Genomic DNA, 18,734 nt, shown 5'->3' with positions numbered 1-18,734 from the left:
ATTTAGTTTGCCAACGGTTCCAGCGCAATGTCGATGCCAATTGGTTTACAGACCTGCGACAGAACCTCCGATTTTATTATTCCGCAAGCCCTCTACCTACTTTACGCGCAAAATCTGTTACTTTTGCTCGTTACTTTTGTTGCGCTATCAGTTTCAAGTTACACTCGATAAGTATCCCTTATCACGTTTGATTGATTTTGCCGGGAAATGGGCGCAGAATGGGTACATTGTCGGTTTTCCTTAACCACTGGACTCGTGATGGCTTTGGTCCGTAACCCATAGACCCCTGCCCTGCTCCGGCAGCAAACCTTATTAGATGCAGCACAGTAACCTGCAATTTTGTAAACAAGTACCCGCACAAATTTAGTCCGCGTCTACACTTAAAGGACCAACTCAGCATGAGGCCAACCATGAAAACCGATAAAAACAAGCAAGAGCAGTCTACAGGTTAGGGAAAATCGACACTCATGAAGCCACCAGCCGCATATCTCCCCGCAGCCTCCCCTGCCCTCTCTGTCGCAGATCAGGACGCGCTGACGGATCTCTATATCCGCGGCACGCCCGCCAATACGCTCAGGGCCTATGAGCGCGACCTGCTCTACATCACCGCCTGGAAGGCTGCGCGGTTTGGTGTGGCGCTGGACTGGCCCAGGCGCAAAAATATTACGACGATGTGGACATCGCGGATAACCCGGCGACTGATCTATTGGGGTGAGCACATACTGACTACTTAAAGAATTCCCAGCTTGAGGGAAACTCCGGCTGCTGTGCCTATGTCTTGTTTCCTGTCGCATCCGTTAACGTGGCCAGCGCGGAAACATGTCGCGGCAGGTCGCAGCGGGAATGCAGGATATCAACAATGATCACCGCGTCCGGCTGATCCAGGTAAACTAGGAAGTGCTCTCCCGCCCGTACATATCTGAGATCAGCTGCCTCCTCTACCAATATAGAACAGCTGCGGCTGGCCGCCCTGCCCTCCGTGATGGCCAGACAGCGCGCTATCAGTTCTTGTTCATAAAGATCGGCTTGATGCCGTCCAAACTTGTCGATGGTCCATCGGGCAATTTCCACCAGGCTGGCTTCAGCACGGCGTGTCAGTCGAAAGGGTTTGGTCACGCTTTGGTTCGTGCCCTTACAAAGGCACGACGGATCGCATCCGTACCGCCGCCTTCTGCCAGATCTCCTGCCTGAGCCTGGGCTACGCCCTCCTGCAGGCCTTGCCTGAGAGACACAAGTCCCGCCTCTTCCCGCTCCAGAAGACGAAGACCAGCGCGCAACGCTTCACTGGCGTTCTGATAGCGACCGGACGCAACCAGGTCCTGCACCAGTTGATCCTGCGTTTCTGTAAGTACGACATTGCGGGTTACCATGGCTTAAGCCTCCTGATTGGCAATATATGCCAACGAAGGTACTTGTTCAACAATTGAAGTTTCCACACCCGGTAGTTTAATCAAGCCGTTCTTATTGCCGGCCTGACAGAGCAAATAAGTGCTCACCGCCGTGGCAAGGTTAACCATCGCCCCTACGCTTTCGCAAATTCCAAACACAGGGCCGACCTCCTTGCCCCGAACACCGCCCATCCGATTACCGGTGATATTCTCGAACAGCAGATGGTCACCACTCAAGGTTCGTGCCGGGACAGCCGTGACCGGATCATCCTGTTACTGGGCTGACCTCGGGTAGATGGCAGCGTTCGGTGATCGGCGGGATCTTTTTGGGGGATGTGTCGCTGAAGGAATTCAACGAGAATTACATGATTTAATTGTCGCTGCTGGTAGTTGAGACCACCCAAAAAGACAAGACTCCACGGTTGGTGCGCAAGGGCCGCGCAGCGAAGCCGTTGGTGCATTGGAGCAAAGTGGGTCAGATCGAGGACAACCCCCTGTTTCACTCGGTCTCGAAATCTGGCTGGATGCGGAAACGCCCCCTTAACCTGGACGCCATCGCCCAGATCGTCAAACACCGATTGAAGGTGACAGGACTACGAAGGATTATGCCTCATCGCATTGGCTGCGCTCGGGCTTCCTGACCCAAGCCGCGCAGGACGGCGCACCGCTCAAGACCGGTTTGCACCTATCGCACTGGCTCAGAAATGCTATGACGGCGTCGATATCGCCCAGAACCCGGCTGCGGATTTGTTGGGGTGTGATTCAACCAATCAGCTCAACTAACCCCCTAACCTTCCCTGATACCCTTCTTACAACGCACCTCGCTCATTCATGACACAGCCTTCGGCAGGACATGCTCCACTCAAAGCGGAGCATTTAGAGAAGTTTCACGCGCATGCCTGCTTGATCTGCGGAAGATCCACCTCTGATTTGAGAGCCCACAATTCTCTTCTACCGGGTTTACAACTGTAAACCACCCTGCTCTGATACAAAGCGCATGTAGTCTGCCGGTCAGCGCAGCCCACAATATAGGCGAAAATTCTTGACTTAGGGCAGTGAATCACGGCTGTTTGTCTCAAGTGGCGCGAAAATGACCACATTCTTTAATTTGAGGCAACTACATGATTCCCGTGACACCACTTACGGCAGATCGACCATCGGCACTCGCCACGGAAATTTCCGAGAGATTGAACTCGGCTATCCGAGAGCATCTTCTTGCTGCCTTTGCACCTGACAACACAAAATCACTACGCACATTCGCAGCACCAGAAGCGGCCGAACTTTTGGGCGTCTCGGGTCAATTCATGCGCAAGGTCCACTCAGAAGGTACAATTCCTGAACCAAAAGACGTGCGAAGCGGTCGACGCTACTATACTGCGCAAGAGCTTTGGGAAGCACGTGAAACGCTTGAGAAGACCTCGCGCAAACAAGGACGCTACATCCCTCGCCGGACGGAAGGAGAGAAACTTCAAGTCTGGCAGTTGATGAACTTCAAAGGCGGTAGCAGCAAAAGCACTACAACAATTCATCTGGCTCATTTTTTCGCGCTTCGCGGATACCGTGTGCTGGCCGTTGACCTAGACCCCCAAGGCTCGCTTACATCCATGTGCGGCATCAGCCCTGAAATCGAGTTCGATGGGCTAACGATATACGATGCCATTCGCTATGAAGACCCGGTTAATATGGCAGATGTCGTGCTTCCGACATATTTCCCCGGACTGTCTGTGGCACCGTCACGGCTTGTTCTTTCTGAATTTGAGACGGAATCCGCCGTCCACTCTAACCCTGACCATCCGTTTTTTACGAGAATACGGAATGCTCTGGCCCAAGTGGAAGACGATTTTGACCTTGTTCTTATTGATAGTCCACCACAACTCGGGTTCCTAACCATCGCGGGGATGGCTGCCGCCAGTTCTTTGCTCGTGCCCTTAACACCTTCTATGTTGGACGTGTCTTCGACAGCTCAATTTCTCGAACTTGCTGGTGCTTATATGGCTGTCATTGAAGACGCCGGCGCCACTCTCGAATACGACAGCTTCAAGTTCCTTATAACACGTGACGAGCCAACAGACGTTCCATCTCAACAGCTGGCTTCGTTCATGCGAGCACTGTTTCAGGACCGCGTTATGTCAGCAACGGCTCTGAAGAGCACTGCGATCAGTGACGCAACAATGCTCAAGCAGTCGATCTACGAGGTTGTGCGTTCGGAAATGACACGCGCAACCTATGACCGGGCAAAGAACTCAATGGATGCGATCGGCTCTGAGGTAGAGCAAATGATCCACCAAGCATGGGGACGTAGCTAATGGCTAGAAAATCTCTTCAAGAAATGTCGGGTATAGCGAGCACGATTGCACGTTCCGGATCTAAGACCGCAGACAGACCGGTAAGAGCCAACGCCCCTGCTCTCGGTGCGCTTCAAGGATCCCTTGCCGCAATTAGGGAAATTGACCCATCTCTCATAGACGATTGGGGACCGATTGATCGGCTTGGTGAGTTTACAGCTGTAAACCCTGATGAAGATGACGATAGCTTTGAGAGTTTGAAATCGAGCATCCAAGACGGCGGTCAACAAGTGCCCATCCTCGTTCGGAAGTCGAAAACCGAAGGTCGTTACGAGGCGATTTATGGGAGGAGAAGGCTCAAAGCATGTCGTGAGCTCAAAATCAAAGTTCGCGCCAATGTTCAAGATATCGACGATGCGTCGGCGCTCCTTGCCAAAGGCCTTGAAAACGCAGCGAGGCGCAACCTGTCCTTCTACGAAAAAGCTCGCTTTGCGGAAGCAATTCAGACCGCTGGGCATGATACAGCCACGGTGAAACGAGTTCTGAACCTGTCAGCATCAGGATTGTCCCACCTTACTAAGGTCACGCAAAACGTTCCTTTTGAGGTCGGAGAAATGATCGGCGCAGCTCCAAAGTCAGGCCGCCCGAAGTGGACTGCACTTGCTGAGCACTTCTTGGCAGGCAAGCTGACAATTGAAGACGCAACGGACTTGCTTCAAGCCGTCGAGCCATCGGTTTCCTCAGATGACCGGCTGGAAACCCTACTTAAAACGGCCGCAAAACGTGGTGCCCGACAAAAAGACGGCGTTGGTGAAACCAGCCCCATTGATGGCGTGACTATCAAGTCCGGCAGCGGGTCTCTTACATTGTCAGTTAGAAAGACAGGTTCGAACGCGGATTTTGCTGAGTGGTTGGACATAAATCTGACGAAAATCATCAAGAGATCACACGCCGAGTTTACAGCTGTAAACAACAAGCAAAATAACTGAGGACGAGCAGAAAGGAGGAAGGCAAGCAAAGAAAAACCCCCGAAACCGGAGCTTCGAGGGCTGCTGCGCTAAGCGCAATTCTTAGATTAGACACCTAGAATCTAGCAGTCCCCGAATCGCCATACAAGAAAAAACGCTCCTGAGCGAACGGGTATTTTTTGTCTGCTGACATAAACTCATGAAAACAGTGACAGCAATGGCTCCGTCAGGAGCAACCTTGTCGAGCGCGACAGGGCAGGGGATTTATACGCCCAAGAAATGGATTCTTCTTCGAGCCGTTGAAGAGGCGAGAGAGCCGCTTGGGCTGAAGTCCACTTCTCTCAACGTCCTAAGAGCAATGATTTCTTTTTTGCAAGGAGATCAGATTTCAGTCGATCAGGATGATGAGCATATCTGCTTCGCATCCAACGCCGCGATTGCCAAACGAGCCCATGTCAGCGTTCCAACTGTTGAACGTCATATCTCGACTCTGGCCAAGCTTGGGATTGTCCGACGCGTAATGAGCTCAAATGGTAAACGTTGGGCACGCCGAGACCGACAGGGCAGGGTGGTCACAGCGACCGGTCTTTCCCTGATGCCATTGTCTGAAAGGCATGCTGAGTTCCTCCAGGAAGCCCAGAAGCATGCTGACCGCGTTCTCGAATTCACGTTACTCCGCGACAAGGTATCGGCCGCTCTGGCTCGTCTGAAAGAGCTTGTAGCAGACGGTGGCTCTATCACAGATTTGATGACCTCCGTGCGCAATGCGCTGCGCCGTAAGCCGGATGCGCGTGTCCTCCGGAAACTTCTGGCTGAAATCTCTGTGGAAATCTCAGAGATAACACCGGCTCATACCGAAAAAATGAGGGCCTATGACCATAAAATTGAGGGGCACAAAGAGGACTCTTTGAATCCGATAGTTAAAAAAGAAAAACATTCTCAGGTTCAAGTTTCTCCAGATCAAATGGAGCGCAGCTTTCCACGTTTGTGCTCGGAACTTCGCTTTGCCCGGGATCAGTCGCATTGTGACCGGCTTATGGACGATATCGCCGAGTACTTACGATTTGGTCAGACCTGGTATGCTATGAAATCGACATATGGCCCAGCTCTCCGTTTCATGGTGCTCGGATATATTTTTCAACGAGCTGAGAATATAAAATCTCACCAAGCTTATTTGATCTCACTGATCTCGAAAATCGATCGGGGAGATATGCAACCAACCGCATTGTTGGCGCATAGTTCAAAAGTCCGCGGAAGTGCAGGCCATACCCATGATATCTCCTCACGCTCATGAGTTCAGAACAATAGGTGCAGTACATGCCATCGGTCTATTGTGAATTGAATGCCAATGTATTACATTGTAATACTGTACGGAAACAGGTGATTGCGATGAGTACCAGCCCATATTCAATCCGTCTCGATGAAGACCTGAGAAAGACCCTGGAACGGGAAGCTGCAATCGAAGATCGACCGCCTGCACAACTCGCCGTACGGGCAATTAGAATGATGTTAGAATCCAAAGCCGCTAAACGTGCAGCTATTGATGCTGCTGTTGAAAAAGCAGACCAAGGCAAGTTCATCACGGCAGACGAAATGAATGCCTGGATAGACAGCTGGGATACCGAGAATGAACTTTCGGCTCCGGTAGCAAGCGGGCAATCCAATAGCCAATGAAGATAGTATTTCTCGAAGATACGGCCCGGGACATTCAGTGGTTCCGTTACTACTTCACGTCAGTTTTTCCTGAAGGCAGCGAAAGGGCACGAGCTCAGCTCAAAGCCATTCAGCTTACTCTTGCAGCCAACCCTTATGCAGGTCACCCGAGTGACACACGCCGAGACATACGGGAGCTTTCAGTACCGCGAACCCCTTTCACGCTAATCTATCGCGTAATGCCCGCTCAGATAGAAATTCTGCGTCTATGGGATACCCGGCAGGGCGCGGATTACTGAAACCAGAAGCTTAAAATTGGTGGCATCAAGCGGGCAGGGTAGGGGCGGGCAAGCAACCGAACCTACTCTGCTGTTAGATCGCTAGATTCTGAACAGACGGGCGGAAACCGGAAGTTCGCTGCGGGGTCAACAAATCTCACGGAATTCTGCAAAGCGGACATTGATTGCGCATTCGTTACATCGGAGAAAAACGAAACTTGCTTAACTCCCGGCAATTAATTTCTGCGAACAAATTTTCCCACATCTGGTGTGATTTCCAACCGCATTCGCTATATAATGGAGGTCGTCGAGACAAGGTCGAAAGATTCTTCTAGATGTCCATTGTTGGAAACGATCCCAAAGGATCGATACCCATTACTACAGCAGGCAGGCTCCGAACGCTGCTTCGCTCAAAACCAGAGCCAATCATATTGATCGGTGCTGGTGCCTCTGTGACGTCCGGTGTTCCAGCGGCGGGTACTGCAGTTGAGCTAATGGTCAAATTTAAATGGTGTCTTGAAAATGATCGGTCGATAGATGACCCAACGGTGACACGGGCAAGTTACTGGCCATGGTTGCTTAAGCAACACTGGTTCGATCAGGACAAGAACCTAGCGGACCTTTACCCATCTGCGGTCAAGCACCTGCTGAACGTCTCAGAAGATCGCCGTCAGTTCTTCAGGGCGTTGATTAATCCAGCTGTTGACCCTCGTGAAGGCTATCTAAGCCTAGCCGAAATACTCCATCAACGATGGGTAACGACGGTCCTTACGACCAACTTTGATGAGTGCCTACAAAAGGCAAAGAACATGGTCGGCCGACCACACCAGATTACGTCCATTAAGACGGCTTCAGATCTGGTTATGTTCTCGTCTTCGCCGAGGGACCCTCAACTAATATACCTTCACGGGTCGGTTGATCACTATACTGACAAGAACCTCGACGAAGAAGTTCGAACGCTCGACCGTCAGATTGTCGATCGTATTCAGCCGATGCTAATGGATCATCCGATCATTGTGGTTGGATATCGTGGCAATGAACAGTCTGTAATGGATAACCTGTTTCTGAGCCAAATTTCCTCGGCGCACTCTTTTCCGCATGGGATCTACTGGTGTACTCGCTCAGCGGACGGTGCTGATGCTTTGGCTTCGAAAGTCAAAGAGTTGGCCAGCAGCCTCGGAGGCAACTTCACCACCGTTCCAATTCAAGGTTTTGATCAGCTCTTCTCGAAAGAGCTTTGGGGCCATTTGAGGGAGGAAGGTGTTCGTCCTGCAGTTCCTACATCCTCCTCTAGTACGCTCGTACCCCTAAATGACATGTCTCCATGTAACGGTGCGACCTTGGATGATTTGGACATGGTCTTCATGTTCACGAGACTAAAGGCATACAGTGAGTTCCTGAAGCAGTGGACGCCCGATTCCTATGAAGAGGGGTGGACTTTGGAAACTGCCGAAGCCTTCAATCTCATTAGATCCACACCGGATGGCGGAGAACCGACTTTGGCCGGTGTTCTGCTTTTTGGTAAGTCGGTTGAACGGCACGTTCCTTCTGCCACCATTGAATTTGTAGCCAGCGGGCCGCGAGAATGGCTAATAGATTGCTTTGGTGATGACGTCGACTTTACTAGCGACGGTGAGGACACGGCAACAATGACGTCTTCCGTTTCAGGGTCGCTTTGGGCGCAGCTGGACGCTCTATTGGACGTTTTGTCTAGGGTGAACAGTGAGTTTCGATTGAAGGAAGAGACCTCGAGGCAGGTCCGATCATACTCGCCATTGGCGATCAAAGAGATGGTGGTAAATTCGCTTGCTCACCGAGACTACAGCAAACCTGAGACAGTAAAAGTCTCTGTCACGCCAAACAGAATTGTCGCAACAAGCCCTGGGGGGTTGGTCCCAGAAGTAGCAACAAAACTTGGTGAACAATCGATCGACAGCTTCATTAAGAACGGCGGACGCAACCTAAAGGGTTACCGTAACCCAGTCATTGCCGACCTTTTCTATGGTGGTGGCGCGATGGATCATACGGGCTCAGGTCTCTCTGATCTTTGGCGCGAAACTGTTGCCAACAACGGTACTGCAAGCTTTGATACGATTTCTGACAACGAGGCTTTCCAGGTCGTCATTGAAGCGCGCCCTGAAGCAATAGACCACATTACAAAGACAGCGGTTCCAGCATCGAATGATGTTGTTAGATTTGCTTCAAACTTAGTTCCGTTTTCACATTTGCCAGAGATGATCTGGCACGCGGGCTGTACTCAGTCTGCCGCCTGGCGGGTCATCGAAAGCGCTAAAAAGGCCGATATGCCGTGCCCACCCGGGCACGTCTTTGATGGCCGCTTCTATACACTTTACGATTTGGCATCCCTCTCTGACAAAAATCTTACCCCCTTTGATCCAGGCGACATTGAGGCGATCTCGCTAGATGAACTCGTTGCCGATGAGGGCGGTCGAAACGTCTTTGTGAAACTTCTTAACAACTTCGTGGTCGGTCACATTTGCAATATTGGACTCTATTACGACCATCGACATAAGCGCGCTTACTACACTCGCACGGACGACGAAGAAGAACGAAAAATCACTTACCGTGCACGGCTTAAAAAGGCGACGCGAACCGTAGTTCGTCCGAGGCGAAAGAGCGAAGATCAGAGCATCCTTTGGTACGAGCATAAAGCGCTGGAATTCAGGCTCATGGACTTTGGCACCGATTGGGCATTGGCTCTAACATCCGGTTATGCCTTCACAAGGAACGGCTACGGACAATTCATAAATCGCGAGAAGACAAACGTTCTTTCGACCAAGCGAGCTGCGAAAGACTTCAATGCCAACGCTCACAATGATGCAACGTTTTGGATGTCTATGATTGCTGAAGGCAATAGCGAGCTGTTTGCACTAAGGCCTTCAGGTGGTGCAACGGTAGAAGACTTTGCGCCGACGATCAGCATGCATGCGCGGCTTCCTACGGCTTCTTACCAGGAGAGTGCGTTCGCATTCGGTGAAGACGATGTTGGTGAGTTTGACGATTTCCAAGAGCTGGCAGAGGAACTTGATCAATTATCATCGCTGATAGATGACGAACTGGCAGACCAAACCGAATCTGCGGAGGGTAATGCAGATGACGATTGATTTGTCTGTATCAGAGTTACCTTCCCCCATATTGGAATTTGGCGGTGCAGCTAGCGGGTCTGATCTTAAGGAAGGACTGCTCTCAGCTGGGCCTTTCGATATGCGTTTTGGAAGCGCAAGACCGGACAAAATATCGGTTGGGTTGGTCGGACCTGGCGAGCTAATTGATAGTGCCGTTGCATGGCTGGACCGGTGCGAAGATGGCATCGGTGCCCTGCGCGAAGGCAGTAAGCTTCGCCGCTCATTCGACGGGTTCTCCTCAGTCTTTCGGAAGAAAATCGTTACTTCTGATTTGATGACCATAAGGATCGGTAGCGAAGGCCGGGATCTAATAGCTGACGCGATAAGATCGGACGAGCCGCTGGTACGGTTCACTAAGGTCTTGGGGCTATATGATGATGCCCTGAAACAGCTTGCATCGCGCGAAATCAATCGCCCCGATATAGTTTTGGTCTGCATTCCTCCCGAAGTGCGAGAAAGGGCAGGAAACGTGACTAAGGAGCTCTCTGACGAAGCCAAAGCCGTCGCAAAGAGTTTTGCAAAGAGGCAAAAGTCTCGCCAACTCGACTTATTGGATTTACTCGAAACTGTTGAAGAAGGGCCTGACGATCTCATCAAAAGGGATCTACACAACGCACTTAAAGCCAAAGCTCTTAAGTATCGCTTACCGATTCAAATCGTTACACGAAAACTACTTCACGAAACGAACGAGAGCGAAGATCCTGCGACACGGGCTTGGAACTTCAGCGTGGGCTTGTACTACAAGTCTGGGGGGGTGCCATGGCGGCTCAGGCCAGAAGGTCCGCAAACGTGTTTTGTGGGGGTTACATTCCATCACGTTGAAAGGGCAAAATCTCACATCGTGCGCTCAAGTCTCGCGCATGCCTTCTCAAGCGACGGCGAAGGTTTCGCGATTAGGGGAGGCGGAGTTCCGGTCGAACCTGGACAAGCGCTGAATGTACACTTGTCCTATGAACAAGCTTTCGACTTAGGAGAACGGATTATTTCCGAGTATCGTCTTCGAACGGGTGCGGCGCCACTAAGGGTTGTCGTCCACAAGACAAGCGATTTCGACGACGACGAGCGTGAAGGCTTCCAACAAGCTCTTGCAGACATACCAATCGTTAGCCTGATTACGCTGACACCCAGTCCCTTGCGTCTATTCAGATTTGGAACTTATCCGCCGAAAGTTGGGACTGTTTTTTCAGTCAATGACACTCGCACGTTTCTGTACACAACGGGGCTGATTCCGGAGGTTGGGACCTATCCCGGACCGCATATTCCGCAGCCGGTTGAGATACGCGGTGTGACAACGGAGAACCTAGAAATTGCTGCACGAGACGCGTTGAACCTCACGCGTATGAATTGGAACACGGCAGATTTGAAAGGTAGGCATCCCATAACGATGTCATTTGCCAGACGGGTTGGAGGAATTTTGACGGAGTTTGGTGACGAGGATCCAGAGGAGACATCTTTCCGCTACTTTGTTTAGTGTGCGGAACCTTACATTGCTGAGACGCGTTTCACCTTTCGCCATGAAACATTGGTCAACAATCACTCACAGCCTTCTTTCGATCATTTTCCCACTCCTCAAATTTCGCTGCCAACTCGTCCGGAATCGGGCCTTCAGGCTCGGGAAGATCGACGAGGAATCTCCAACGTCGATCTAGACCTGCGAGAGATACCTCGTCAGTGGAACCTCTCTTCGTGAAGGCATTGAACATTTGTGCAAGTTCTGGAGAAACCGGCTTACCGTCTTCTTTGCGCTTAGCGACCCAGAGGACTACGTCGACCAATTCAAGGCCTGCGCTTTCATCGCCAGGAGAGAACGTTGGCGGGATGTCCGGCATGTTGGTCATGTCCATTTCCGGCATGCCAGGCCCCATGCTTTGCTTGTGACCTCTCAACTTTCGATAGATATCTGAAAGCTCTGCCTGCGCTTTGTTAAACTGCGTCTGACGATCAACCACGATGCTTCGGACGGTCCTCGATTGCTTGCGCGCCTGGATCGCGATGTATTGCAAGACTTGTTGGAAGCCGACCAAATTCGGCGAAATTTGCAGAGCGCTGTCCTTGTTGCCTGAGCCGTAGCTGATCTCAAACGGGTTAGCGCTCGCCCACTTCAGAGCTCCTGAGACCAGCTCTTGAGAACGGGTGTCTGGCAAACTGGGAACACGTTCAAGTAGCGTAGAACAGATTTTTTGAAGGGCTTCTGCCGCCCTTGCGGGATTGGTCTCTTGCCTAGCAGCCCACGCAGCTTTCGCGGTCTCTTCATCGAAGAGATGGGCCACCTTAAATGTGAGGACGTATCGTAAGGGAGTCCAATAGTGAGGCCATGGAACAGCTTCATTCATTCCAGCATCGAAAACCTGGTCAAAAAATGTGATGACTGCATGGTCAGGCTTTGCAACCTTATATAGTGAGAAGCGGATGTCACGCTTCAAGGCGAAACGCGCAAGATCGGTCGCTATTTCGGACAATCGAGCAACGCCCAGTTCGTTTGCATGTAATCGGTCAACGCCCAATTTTGCACGCAGTGCCTTGAGAAGCGGCTCAGCAGTAACGTCGAGGTTTGTTTTCGACGTGAGCAGCCCATAGTAGAGTACCGGTTGGGCCGCATCGAACAGGTTGTTGCCAGTATTTCCACTTTCGTCGACATAGCAGTACAATTTATTGGCGTCCTTCTGTCTTAGCCCACCTAAGCGTTATCGGTGGGTTTTTGACCACCGTAGGCATCAAGCACCATTTTGAAGTAGTCTTTGGTCTTGTAGACGTGTTCGCCAAGGCCAGGCCAGGCGAAAGGGAATGTTCCGGATGTCGACGACCACTCGATTTCTAACCATAGCATTTTTCCAATGGCTTCAGCTTCGGGTGAGTCCTTGCCCTCCGGCCAAAGGTCCATATCAAGGGATATCCAGGCTTCACCATCATCGTCGACACTGATTTCAGCGCTGAGAGCAGCAAGTCGCTCAGCAACGTTACTTGCATCATCTAATAGAGCTGCACGAAGTAAGAGCTCGGCCTTTGCCGAGTCCATATTCATTGTTAAGGCCATTCATTCCTCCAATAGTCTCAATTTGAGATAGGCATGCCAGCGACATGAAGAAAGGGGCAGCGGTGGATGTCTGCTTCGAGTGTGCGGCAACGCAGCAAAACTGGTAGGGCCGAAAGACCGGATTGGGCCGCCCACGTCGCCAGGAATACAGGTTTCTGGCTAATGTCGCGTTGGCTCCGATTTCTGCTTTTAGCCCAAACTATTTGATACCGCATTTTCATGAAGGTCGACTATAGGTGTTGCGCAGTCATATGGCTCTTTCCGCTATTTTCCTGTCGATCTTCTCGCTCCTAATGGATGCGATGCGACCATTTTCGATCCCCTATGCCCCAATCAACTGCAGATGCGCTTGACGGTAAGGGTATCTCGCCTTAAATAGTTAGTGAGTAGTTACTAACATTTTGGTACGCAATGCCTACACGTAAGCCCGCAGATGAACGCAAGACCGAGATCGTACAAGCCATGCTGCGCCTCGCGGACGAGTTGGGCCCTGATCGCCTGACCACACAGTCGGTTGCTGATGCAGTCGGGCTGACGCAGCCCGCAATCTTCCGGCACTTCGCGACCAAACAGGATTTATGGTTGGCGGTAGCTAACGAGATTTCTGAACGCCTCCGAACCGCGTGGGGTGACGCGCTTAGGACATCTGCCGATCCGGCAGAGCGGATCAAAGCGCTGATTTCGGCTCAATTGCACCAGATCGAGACTATGCCGGCCATCCCGTCTATTCTTTTCTCGCGCGAGCTACAGGTAGAAAACGACGATCTCCGGCAAGCTGTTCTTACGCTGATGACTGAATTGGTCGCATTGCTGTCCATCGAGCTGACCAACGGACAGAAAGCGGGCCTGTTCGACACAAACCTGCCGCCTGAAGACGGAGCGCTACTGTTGATCTCGCTGGTACAAGGGTTGGCGATCCGCTGGACTCTGGGGAAACGCGGTTTCGCATTGGAATCCGAAGGGCACCGATTGCTCGACGCTCAGATGCGGCTATTCCGAATAGCAAGTACAGAGGTTTCGCCATGAACCGCCGTATCATCTTCGGTGTTACCCTTGCTGTCGGCCTCGCCGTCTTTGGCTGGCTTGTCCTTACAGAGCGCCCGGTTAGTGTTTCCACAACCGCAATTGAAAAGAATGTCCCTGTTCGTGTTTATGGGCTGGGGACGGTCGAGGCCCGGATCGTCTCAGATGTCGGATTTGAAGTTGGTGCCACGCTGACAGAACTTTCGGTCGACAGTGGTGATACGATCAAAGCGGGGCAAGTCCTTGCCCGGCTTCATCCGACGGAACAACAAGCAAAAGTCGCGCGCGCCAAAGCCGGGATTGCCGCCGCAGAGGCCACTTTGGGCAAGGCTGAGGCAAATGTGATCCGCGCGCGTGCCATTCTTGCGCAACGGCAGTCGACAAATGCGCGCCAGCAGGAACTTGCCGGGCGCAATGCCGTCTCGACTCAGGCTGCAGAAGAGGCGCAGCGGGATGTCGATGTTGCAGCCGCTGATCTGGCCGTAGCAGAAAGTGATGTTGAGGTTGCCAAATCCATGCACAGTGACGCCAAGGCAGCCCTGCAATACGAGCGTGTGCTGCTTGATCATCATGTGTTGCGGGCTCCATTTGACGCGGTCGTTGTTGAGCGCCACGTGGAAGCAGGTACAGTTGTTGTCGCTGGTGAACCTATCTTTACCCTTTTGGACCCGAACACTGTTTGGGCTTTGGCCTACATTGATGAAGAGAGGGCCGGGCCCCTGCAACTCGGACAAGTTGCCGAAGTGAGGTTGCGGTCTTTGCCGCATAAGGTCTTCACAGGCAAGATCGCGCGGATCGGTATAGAAAGTGACCGGGTGAACGAAGAACGCCGGGTCTGGATTGCATGCAATCGGTGCCCGGAACAGGTTTTTCTTGGCGAACAGGCCGAAGTTTGGATCACAGTGACAGAGCTGGTCGATGCGATGTTGGTTCCCGAGATCGCAATAACCGGTTTTGACGGGCATGAAGGTCTTATATGGGTCGCGCGGGATGGGCGTGCGCATCAGGTGTCGGCAGTCTTCGGTCACCGGACCGAGGATGCGCGGGTCGAACTGGTCGGTAGTATTCCCGACGGCTCGCAGGTCATCTTGGCACCCGTTAAGGGGCTGTCTGAGGGGCGCATGGTTCGGGTCGTCGAGAGGGATGCGCCATGAACCTCGCCTACCGCGATGTGCGTCACAATCTGTTCCGCTTCATGCTGACTTGCCTCGGCCTCAGCCTTCTGATGGCGGTCGTGCTGGCAATGATTGGTATTTACAATGGGCTGGTTGCGGACGCGCTGAACATCGTCAAAGCACCGCGAGCAGATCTTTGGATTGTTGAATCTGGTACACGCGGACCGTTTGCAGAAGCCTCGAAAATTCCCGACGGCACCCGTGATGCCGTGGTGCGATTGCATGGTGTGGCCGAAGCGGGTAGCATCAGCTACCAGACCGTCGAGGCGCCCTTTCGCGGTGAAACGCTACGCCTTTACGTGATCGGATACGAGCCAGGTCATCCCGGTGGACCCGAAGTAATCTCGGCTGGGCGCGGGATCAGCCAGTCCCATTTCGAGATCGTGGCCGATGCCAAATCCGGATTGTCCGTAGGCGAAGTGATCCGACTGGGCCGCGATCCTTTCACTGTGGTCGGGTTGGTCGAGGATACGATGAATTCCGCCGGTGATCCGGCAGCGTTCATCACCCTGCGCGATGCGCAGGTGCTGCAGACGCAACTGGCCCCGCCGGCGCAACGCGTTCAGGAGGCGCGTGGCGCAGGGTTGCTCGAAAGTCAGGACAGTGTTGCAGCTGTGATCGCAAGGCTTGAGCCGAATGTTGATCCACATGCAGTGGCGCAGTCCGTGCGGCAGTGGAAACATCTTGGGGCCCTGACACAAGCCGATCAGGAGTCTATCTTGCTGATGTCTGTGGTGGACCGGGCAAAGCGGCAGATAGGTTTGTTTCTGGGCATCCTATTGTCCGTTTCAGCCGTTGTGATCGCGCTGATTATCTACACAATGACCATGGAGAAGCTAAAGCAGATCGCCACACTCAAACTGATCGGCGCCCCCGACCGCACGATCATCGGGCTGATCGTGCAGCAATCCATTGCACTTGGTGCGGTCGGCTGGAGTTTCGGTCTGATCCTTATCCTGCTTGTCAAAGACTACTTCCCCCGCCGGGTTGTGTTGGAGCCGATCAACGCCATCGCGCTGGCAGGGATCATCCTCATTGTCTGCATCGTCGCCAGCGGCCTTGGCGTTCGTGCAGCACTCAAGGTCGATCCGGCCAAGGCAATCGGAGGGTGACGTCATGCTCAGTGATCCGCGCCGCGTGATTGTAGATGTTACCAATGTCTCAAAGCACTTTGGCGAGGGCGGTGCACGTGTCGACGCACTGAAGGGTGTTGATCTGTCAGTCGAGGCGGGCGAAGTGGTGGCACTACTCGGCCCGTCTGGATCGGGTAAAACGACGCTTCTGAATGTCATTGGCTGCATCATTGCTCCGAGTACGGGGAAGGTTACGCTGGACAATGAGGTGGTTTACGACAAGCAATGGCTGCGAAACGATTTGCGTAGGCTACGGCTCGACAAGATCGGGTTTATCTTTCAGTTCCATAATCTTCTGCCATTTCTCGATGCCAAAGATAACGTTGCTCTGGTGCTGAAACTGGCTGGAAAATCGACGGTCGAGGCGCAAAGGCGCGCTGTCGAACTGCTGGACTATCTGGAGGTCGGTCACCGCAGGGATGCGATGCCCGCGCTTCTGTCCGGAGGTGAGGCGCAGCGTGTGGCCATCGCACGCGCCCTTGCCAACAGCCCGCGCATCATTCTGGCAGATGAACCAACTGCGGCGCTTGACAGCCAGAGGGCCGGGATCGTGATGGACCTGATGCGCAAGCTCGCAGCTGAGCAAGACGCCTGCATCATCGCGGTGACGCATGATGAAAAGATTTACGACCGGTTCGACAAGCTGTTCCACTTACGCGACGGTCGACTTGATGGAACGGAAGGGGCGTGACATGAAAAATGCAACTCCTGGCAACCGCGCCCTGAACATAGCGGCGAGCGTGGCAATAGTGTTCGGCGCGTTGACTGTTTTCTCAGGCGGACGGGCCTTGTTTGGTGGCGATGAAGCACGCGCCGCCGTTGGTAATGCAGTGCCCTTCGTGCTGTGGTTCAACTTTCTGGCAGGATTCGCCTATGTCGTGGCCGGCTTTGGACTGTTTCTACGGCACCGGTCAGCGGCCTGGATATCAACAGGCATTCTGGTTGCCACCGTTCTGGTTTTTCTGGCCTTCGGCGCTCATGTGCTGCAAGGCAATGCCTATGAGATGCGCACCCTCGGCGCGATGACCTTGCGCACGGGTGTCTGGTTAGCCATTTCCGTTGTGGCTTGGGTGCATATCTGGCGGGCGCCCCGATCCTGATAGGACAGCCTGCGAAATGGCGCTTCAACCTTAGGCAACGCCAAAACCGTCTGAAGCTCTTCCTTACGACATGCCACTGGGGAGTTCACCGCTTAGGACAAACGGGCATTAGCAGTGTCCCGCGTGTGTGAGTTTGGCCAGCCACAGTTTTTGCGCCTGCAGCGAACGATCGGTTTGACAGGCCGCTCCGCGGCAACCTGAAGCCACGGTCAATGTCGGCAATGGGCCGTCCTCATCGTCGTGATCTAGGCCTTCCAATGAGATGCTGCGGTTGTTCCGATGACGGCAACGAGCCCAGAGTGTCGAATTGCTGCGTGACGGCGAATGTCGGCTTCAAGGAACAATCGTTGACGATCAGTTAACTCAGAGTGTTCACTACATCCAAGGTTTGTAGGAGAGTGGGATGCAAGAAACTGAACAATCCGACAGCTTCGCTGCATTAGAGAAGCGCGAGTGGGCTAAAACAAATGTGGCGAAGTCCTATGCGCAAGTATTTGCAAAAGCGGCAGATATGGTGGTGCCAACCTTGGTAAAAGCGGTTGAAGCCCGTTCGGGTACCGAAGCGCTCGATCTGTGCTGCGGTCACGGGAATGTAACCGAAGGTCTCGTCAAAGCTGGTGCGAGTGTAACGGGACTGGATTTCTCGCCTACTATGCTGGAGATGGCCCGGTCGGCAGTTCCAGAGGCCAAGTTCGTTGAAGGAGACGCGATGGCGTTGGACTTCGAAGATGCCACTTTCGACACGGTGACAATTGGGTTTGGGATACCGCATGTCCCTGATCCGCCGAGAGTATTTGCTGAAGCTCGTCGCGTGCTTCGTCCGGGAGGGCGCCTCGCGTTTTCGGTTTGGTGTGGTCCGGAAGTGGATACGGCACTTGGATATGTCTTTGGTGCAATCGGCAAATACGGGGCCCCGGACATTGTTTTGCCGCCAGGACCCGGAGCTAATGATTATGCTGATCCGGAACACGCCTTCCCAGCGCTTCTGAAAGCAGGATTCGCCAATTTTCACCAATCTACAGTAGCTTCGGAGTGGGTGGTTGATGACGCCGGTGCACCGTATGATTTCTTCTTGGAGGGCACGGCACGCGGCGGCGCATTATTGCGCCCTCAGCCGCCAGACAAAGCGGCAGCGATTAGGAAGGCGGTTGTATCCCAAGTTTTAGAAGGCCATGGTTCAGGACCCGAATGGAAGGTGCCAATACCTGCCGTGGTGACCTCGGCGGAAACGGTTTAGAAACCGCGGGTCGATGTAGCGACCTTGTTCAAAGCTGACGTTAATTTTCTTGCAACGAGCGGCAGGAATGTCCGCGTCTCGACGGTCCGTCCTAGCCGCAGAGAAAGCGTAGTTTCGGTTCACGATAAATCGACTCGCGCGAACGGCCGGATTGGCGATTTGCGCCGCGCTGCAACATCGAGCGTACCGCAGGCGGGAGGGAATGCTGCGCCAGCGAAGCGCGAAAATCGAATGACGGTTCTGTCCCGCTGTTTATCTGTTCATGCGCGGTGCAGCGAAAGGCGGTTCATCCTAGATCTGCCGTTCGTAGATCA

The 18,734-nt window shown here is 53.0% G+C and carries 19 protein-coding genes; 14 read left to right on the top strand and 5 right to left on the bottom strand.

Going from position 1 to position 18,734, the window contains the following annotated elements:
- Positions 1 to 467 precede the first annotated feature (467 nt).
- On the top strand, positions 468 to 734 hold the full coding sequence (locus tag AC2FFD_RS15890; protein WP_480681531.1) for a hypothetical protein: 267 nt from the start codon (positions 468 to 470) through the stop codon (positions 732 to 734).
- Positions 735 to 771: 37 nt separating this feature from the next.
- On the opposite strand, the gene AC2FFD_RS15885 is transcribed toward AC2FFD_RS15890, so the two are convergent.
- From AC2FFD_RS15885 to AC2FFD_RS15875, 3 genes are read right to left on the bottom strand one after another with little or no spacing between them, the layout of a single operon-like run.
- On the bottom strand, positions 772 to 1,116 hold the full coding sequence (locus AC2FFD_RS15885) for a type II toxin-antitoxin system RelE/ParE family toxin (protein ID WP_170486510.1): 345 nt from the start codon (positions 1,114 to 1,116) through the stop codon (positions 772 to 774).
- Positions 1,113 to 1,370 (bottom strand): type II toxin-antitoxin system ParD family antitoxin, encoded by a 258-nt coding sequence (locus tag AC2FFD_RS15880; RefSeq protein WP_108862330.1) that lies wholly within the window; start codon positions 1,368 to 1,370, stop codon positions 1,113 to 1,115. The genes AC2FFD_RS15885 and AC2FFD_RS15880 overlap by 4 nt, the downstream gene beginning before the upstream one ends.
- A 3-nt stretch (positions 1,371 to 1,373) precedes the next feature.
- Positions 1,374 to 1,625: a hypothetical protein gene (locus AC2FFD_RS15875; protein ID WP_496873537.1), complete on the bottom strand. Its 252-nt coding sequence runs from the start codon at positions 1,623 to 1,625 to the stop codon at positions 1,374 to 1,376.
- A gap of 884 nt (positions 1,626 to 2,509) precedes the next feature.
- Here AC2FFD_RS15875 and repA point away from each other — a divergent pair.
- From repA to AC2FFD_RS15840, 7 genes are all read left to right on the top strand, one after another.
- Positions 2,510 to 3,694: a plasmid partitioning protein RepA gene (gene repA, locus AC2FFD_RS15870; RefSeq protein WP_037317392.1), complete on the top strand. Its 1,185-nt coding sequence runs from the start codon at positions 2,510 to 2,512 to the stop codon at positions 3,692 to 3,694.
- Positions 3,694 to 4,662: a plasmid partitioning protein RepB gene (gene repB, locus AC2FFD_RS15865; protein ID WP_496873536.1), complete on the top strand. Its 969-nt coding sequence runs from the start codon at positions 3,694 to 3,696 to the stop codon at positions 4,660 to 4,662. Before repA ends, repB begins: the two co-directional genes overlap by 1 nt.
- A 178-nt stretch (positions 4,663 to 4,840) precedes the next feature.
- Positions 4,841 to 5,935 carry a helix-turn-helix domain-containing protein gene (locus AC2FFD_RS15860; protein ID WP_496717078.1) on the top strand — a complete coding sequence of 365 codons (1,095 nt, stop codon included), beginning with the start codon at positions 4,841 to 4,843 and terminating at the stop codon, positions 5,933 to 5,935.
- A gap of 23 nt (positions 5,936 to 5,958) precedes the next feature.
- Entirely contained in the window at positions 5,959 to 6,315 is a 357-nt protein-coding gene (locus tag AC2FFD_RS15855) for a CopG family ribbon-helix-helix protein (RefSeq protein ID WP_496873535.1), read from the top strand.
- Positions 6,312 to 6,593 carry a type II toxin-antitoxin system RelE/ParE family toxin gene (locus tag AC2FFD_RS15850; RefSeq protein ID WP_496717080.1) on the top strand — a complete coding sequence of 94 codons (282 nt, stop codon included), beginning with the start codon at positions 6,312 to 6,314 and terminating at the stop codon, positions 6,591 to 6,593. The genes AC2FFD_RS15855 and AC2FFD_RS15850 overlap by 4 nt, the downstream gene beginning before the upstream one ends.
- Before the next feature lie 314 nt (positions 6,594 to 6,907).
- The gene (locus AC2FFD_RS15845) at positions 6,908 to 9,697 is read left to right on the top strand and encodes an SIR2 family protein (RefSeq protein ID WP_496873534.1); all 2,790 of its coding nucleotides are present in this window, start codon (positions 6,908 to 6,910) and stop codon (positions 9,695 to 9,697) included.
- The gene (locus tag AC2FFD_RS15840) at positions 9,687 to 11,189 is read left to right on the top strand and encodes an argonaute/piwi family protein (protein WP_496873533.1); all 1,503 of its coding nucleotides are present in this window, start codon (positions 9,687 to 9,689) and stop codon (positions 11,187 to 11,189) included. Before AC2FFD_RS15845 ends, AC2FFD_RS15840 begins: the two co-directional genes overlap by 11 nt.
- A gap of 55 nt (positions 11,190 to 11,244) precedes the next feature.
- On the opposite strand, the gene AC2FFD_RS15835 is transcribed toward AC2FFD_RS15840, so the two are convergent.
- Both AC2FFD_RS15835 and AC2FFD_RS15830 read right to left on the bottom strand, forming a co-directional pair.
- A complete protein-coding gene (locus tag AC2FFD_RS15835; RefSeq protein ID WP_496873532.1) occupies positions 11,245 to 12,366 on the bottom strand; it encodes a DUF3800 domain-containing protein in 1,122 nt (373 codons plus the stop codon).
- A 29-nt stretch (positions 12,367 to 12,395) separates the two neighbouring features.
- Positions 12,396 to 12,752, bottom strand: coding sequence for a hypothetical protein (locus tag AC2FFD_RS15830; RefSeq protein ID WP_496873531.1), 357 nt, complete (start codon positions 12,750 to 12,752; stop codon positions 12,396 to 12,398).
- 411 nt (positions 12,753 to 13,163) lie between these two features.
- Here AC2FFD_RS15830 and AC2FFD_RS15825 point away from each other — a divergent pair, with 411 nt between their 5' ends.
- From AC2FFD_RS15825 to AC2FFD_RS15800, 6 genes are all read left to right on the top strand, one after another.
- Complete coding sequence (locus AC2FFD_RS15825; protein ID WP_496873530.1) at positions 13,164 to 13,778, top strand: TetR/AcrR family transcriptional regulator; 615 nt, start codon at positions 13,164 to 13,166, stop codon at positions 13,776 to 13,778.
- Positions 13,775 to 14,929 (top strand): efflux RND transporter periplasmic adaptor subunit, encoded by a 1,155-nt coding sequence (locus AC2FFD_RS15820; RefSeq protein ID WP_496873529.1) that lies wholly within the window; start codon positions 13,775 to 13,777, stop codon positions 14,927 to 14,929. The genes AC2FFD_RS15825 and AC2FFD_RS15820 overlap by 4 nt, the downstream gene beginning before the upstream one ends.
- Positions 14,926 to 16,062: an ABC transporter permease gene (locus AC2FFD_RS15815; RefSeq protein ID WP_496873528.1), complete on the top strand. Its 1,137-nt coding sequence runs from the start codon at positions 14,926 to 14,928 to the stop codon at positions 16,060 to 16,062. Before AC2FFD_RS15820 ends, AC2FFD_RS15815 begins: the two co-directional genes overlap by 4 nt.
- A 4-nt stretch (positions 16,063 to 16,066) precedes the next feature.
- Positions 16,067 to 16,774, top strand: a complete 708-nt coding sequence (locus AC2FFD_RS15810) for an ABC transporter ATP-binding protein (protein WP_496873527.1) — start codon at positions 16,067 to 16,069, stop codon at positions 16,772 to 16,774.
- 1 nt (position 16,775) lies between these two features.
- Positions 16,776 to 17,183: a hypothetical protein gene (locus AC2FFD_RS15805; protein WP_496873526.1), complete on the top strand. Its 408-nt coding sequence runs from the start codon at positions 16,776 to 16,778 to the stop codon at positions 17,181 to 17,183.
- Between the two features lie 403 nt (positions 17,184 to 17,586).
- Positions 17,587 to 18,420, top strand: a complete 834-nt coding sequence (locus AC2FFD_RS15800; RefSeq protein ID WP_496873525.1) for a class I SAM-dependent methyltransferase — start codon at positions 17,587 to 17,589, stop codon at positions 18,418 to 18,420.
- Positions 18,421 to 18,734: the final 314 nt, after the last annotated feature.

Source organism: Ruegeria sp. YTSC002, from assembly GCF_059609845.1.
This window is presented reverse-complemented; position numbering and strand designations above follow the sequence as displayed.

What these genes read in the sequence shown, in the direction of transcription:
- AC2FFD_RS15890 (WP_480681531.1), top strand. Translation starts at nt 468, where the DNA reads ATGAAGCCACCAGCCGCATATCTCCCCGCAGCCTCCCCTGCCCTCTCT.
- AC2FFD_RS15880 (WP_108862330.1), bottom strand. Translation starts at nt 1,370, where the DNA reads ATGGTAACCCGCAATGTCGTACTTACAGAAACGCAGGATCAACTGGTG.
- repA (WP_037317392.1), top strand. Translation starts at nt 2,510, where the DNA reads ATGATTCCCGTGACACCACTTACGGCAGATCGACCATCGGCACTCGCC.
- repB (WP_496873536.1), top strand. Translation starts at nt 3,694, where the DNA reads ATGGCTAGAAAATCTCTTCAAGAAATGTCGGGTATAGCGAGCACGATT.
- AC2FFD_RS15860 (WP_496717078.1), top strand. Translation starts at nt 4,841, where the DNA reads ATGAAAACAGTGACAGCAATGGCTCCGTCAGGAGCAACCTTGTCGAGC.
- AC2FFD_RS15855 (WP_496873535.1), top strand. Translation starts at nt 5,959, where the DNA reads ATGCCATCGGTCTATTGTGAATTGAATGCCAATGTATTACATTGTAAT.
- AC2FFD_RS15850 (WP_496717080.1), top strand. Translation starts at nt 6,312, where the DNA reads ATGAAGATAGTATTTCTCGAAGATACGGCCCGGGACATTCAGTGGTTC.
- AC2FFD_RS15845 (WP_496873534.1), top strand. Translation starts at nt 6,908, where the DNA reads ATGTCCATTGTTGGAAACGATCCCAAAGGATCGATACCCATTACTACA.
- AC2FFD_RS15840 (WP_496873533.1), top strand. Translation starts at nt 9,687, where the DNA reads ATGACGATTGATTTGTCTGTATCAGAGTTACCTTCCCCCATATTGGAA.
- AC2FFD_RS15830 (WP_496873531.1), bottom strand. Translation starts at nt 12,752, where the DNA reads ATGGCCTTAACAATGAATATGGACTCGGCAAAGGCCGAGCTCTTACTT.
- AC2FFD_RS15825 (WP_496873530.1), top strand. Translation starts at nt 13,164, where the DNA reads ATGCCTACACGTAAGCCCGCAGATGAACGCAAGACCGAGATCGTACAA.
- AC2FFD_RS15820 (WP_496873529.1), top strand. Translation starts at nt 13,775, where the DNA reads ATGAACCGCCGTATCATCTTCGGTGTTACCCTTGCTGTCGGCCTCGCC.
- AC2FFD_RS15815 (WP_496873528.1), top strand. Translation starts at nt 14,926, where the DNA reads ATGAACCTCGCCTACCGCGATGTGCGTCACAATCTGTTCCGCTTCATG.
- AC2FFD_RS15810 (WP_496873527.1), top strand. Translation starts at nt 16,067, where the DNA reads ATGCTCAGTGATCCGCGCCGCGTGATTGTAGATGTTACCAATGTCTCA.
- AC2FFD_RS15805 (WP_496873526.1), top strand. Translation starts at nt 16,776, where the DNA reads ATGAAAAATGCAACTCCTGGCAACCGCGCCCTGAACATAGCGGCGAGC.
- AC2FFD_RS15800 (WP_496873525.1), top strand. Translation starts at nt 17,587, where the DNA reads ATGCAAGAAACTGAACAATCCGACAGCTTCGCTGCATTAGAGAAGCGC.